Source organism: Halomonas sp. AOP7-B1-5, from assembly GCF_052353045.1.
GTDB lineage: Bacteria > Pseudomonadota > Gammaproteobacteria > Pseudomonadales > Halomonadaceae > Vreelandella > Vreelandella colorata.
This window is the reverse complement of record NZ_JBQTDC010000091.1, coordinates 1-2512: the sequence shown is the minus strand read 5'-3', so window position 1 is coordinate 2512 and position 2512 is coordinate 1. Positions and strand designations below refer to the sequence as shown.

The window sequence follows — 2512 nt, the reverse complement described above, 5'->3', positions numbered from 1 at the left end:
TTAGCGCGTATATTGGCTCCGCTTCAACACTTGGAAACTCAAATTGGTGAAGTTGGCCTAGGCCGCCGTGAGCGCGTCAATCTGGCTACGGCAATGCAGGAGCTGCAGCAAGTCGCAACTACTTTTAATCGCGTCGAAGAAGAGCGACAAACGTTAGTTGATCATCTACAAGAGCGTCAGGCATTCCTCGACTCCGTATTGAGCGCCGTCCCACAAGGTATGTTTGTCGCTAATTTTGATGGTGCCATCACCTATATGAACCCGGCGCTATTGGAAATGCTGGGGATCAAGGCTGCTCGACCTGCCGAGGCTTGGCTAAAACAGATCCACCCTGACGATTTTGGTGGGGCAAGGGATATGTGGGAGCATAGCTTAAAAAATGGCAGTGATTTTGTTCGTCAGCTGCGGTTTATGCATGTTGATAATGAAACGCTGTGGCTGGATATTCATGCGCGAGTGGTCATGCTAACGCAAGGCGGTCACTCCCTGGGCTTAGTTGGCGTCGTTAAAGATATTACTGAGCGCCGCCAGCAAGAGGCACTACAGCGCTGGGAAGCCGAGCACGATCCGTTAACGGGGCTTTTAAACCGGCGTGGTTTTGAACGCCGTCTTGAAGAGGCGTTTGCTGATTTCCAAAAAACCAGTACGCCGTCAGCACTGCTCATGTTCGATTTAGATCACTTCAAACCGATTAACGACGAAGGCGGGCATGCGCTAGGCGATGAGATGCTGCGTCGGATTGCTCAAATCGTCGCCTGGGAAGTGCGCCGCAGTGATCATGTGGCGCGCCAAGGCGGAGACGAGTTTGGCGTATTGCTCCCTAGCTGCACCCTGGGGCAGGCACAAATAATTGCAGAGTCACTGCGTCAGGCGGTCAGCGAAGTTTCGGTTACTCATTTAGACAAAGAGTATCGGGTAACGCTCAGTATTGGGGTTACCAGTTTTGATGATAGCGATACCAGTATCGAAGATGCTCTTTCACGCTCCGATTCTGCCAGTTATGAAGCAAAAGGGAATGGACGTAATAGCGTGGTCATTCGAGAGTCAACTGAAATGGACCCTATGCAATTATTTAATTAGCCACGATAAAGTATTAAAAGCCTTAAACGTAAGCCAAACGGAGTGATTGCGGCGACAGCATATCGGTTACAATAGAATATTAAGGCGTGCTGAATTAGTAGAGACAATGCTGTGAACCTACTTGAATTATTTGCCCGAACCCTGGATATCACGTTGCCGGTGTTTGCCATGGTTTTTTTGGGTATTGGGCTAAAGCGTCTTGGCTGGATTGACCGGACGTTTGTATCGACGGCGTCTGCGCTGGTCTTTAAAGCCACCCTGCCCACGCTTATTTTTCTTAGTTTGGTCAAGGCGGATCTAAGCGTTGCGCTGGATATTCCGCTAATGCTGTTTTTTGCAGCTGCCACACTTGGCCAGTTTTTCATTAGCTGGTTATGGGCGTGTTTCCGTATTCCCTACGCCGAGCGGGGCATCTATATTCAAGGTGCCTTTCGCGGTAACTGTGGGGTAGTGGGGTTAGCCCTGGCGGCGGGCATGTATGGCAACTATGGGTTATCGGCGGGCAGCCTACTCGTTGGCCTGGTCATCGTGATGTATAACGCGCTATCTGTCTGGATACTGGCAACCTATCAGCCAGGCCAAGCCACCGATTGGCGAAGCATATTAAAAAATATTGCCATGAATCCGTTGATTATCTCGGTATTGGTGGCGCTGCCGTTTACCGCGTTTTCTATTTCACTGCCGCGTTGGGTGATGACCTCTGGCGACTACTTTGCTTCATTAACTCTGCCGCTAGCACTCATCTGTATTGGCGCCACGCTTTCAGTATCGAGCATTCGGGATAAAAGCGAGGTTGCGCTGGGTTCTAGCGTCATGAAGATGGTGGTTCTTCCCGTGATATCGACGGCTGCGGCGTGGGTTCTAGGCTTTAAAGGCGAGCAGTTAGGCTTATTGTTTCTGTTCTTCGCCAGCCCCACCGCCGCTGCCAGCTTTGTCATGGTAAAAGCCATGGGCGGCAATGCAGCGCTCGCCGCAAATATCATCGCGATCACCACAATGATGGCCAGCATCTCGATTACGCTGGGCATTTTTGCTCTGCGCCTGCTGGGCTGGGTATAAGAAGAGGCGGCCGCGGGTTGGAGTGTTATGTGTAACACGCTATACTACGCGCCCCTTCTGTAAGCAAAGTCCCTGTAGCTCAGTAGGATAGAGCAGCCGCCTCCTAAGCGGCAGGTCGCAGGTTCGACTCCTGCCAGGGACGCCAAAGCACTCATTCTAGTCTCCCCACGTTACACCCGAAACCTACCAACTGAATAACCCCGCTAATGCAAGGTTGTAGGTTATCAGGCAAATGCCGGGTCGCGGTTTTCTACCATCTTGATGGGATGCGCCTTTCTGATTCGCTCTTGACTCTTCTTGCTGTGATAAGCCTTCCAAAGGTTGTTTTTCTGCTGCAGGTTGAGCCAGAAGTCAGGCGTATTGCCGAAGACCG

Annotated in this window: 2 protein-coding genes and 1 tRNA gene; all 3 read left to right on the top strand. The window is 51.3% G+C overall.

Annotated features, from left to right (window positions below):
* Positions 1-1080: sensor domain-containing diguanylate cyclase (locus ACT3XD_RS19445; protein WP_444280691.1), on the top strand; the 1080-nt coding region annotated here is incomplete at its 5' end.
* Between the two features lie 111 nt (positions 1081-1191).
* A complete protein-coding gene (locus tag ACT3XD_RS19440) occupies positions 1192-2139 on the top strand; it encodes an AEC family transporter (protein WP_192539923.1) in 948 nt (315 codons plus the stop codon).
* Positions 2140-2207: 68 nt separating this feature from the next.
* Positions 2208-2284, top strand: a tRNA-Arg gene (locus ACT3XD_RS19435).
* Positions 2285-2512: the final 228 nt, after the last annotated feature.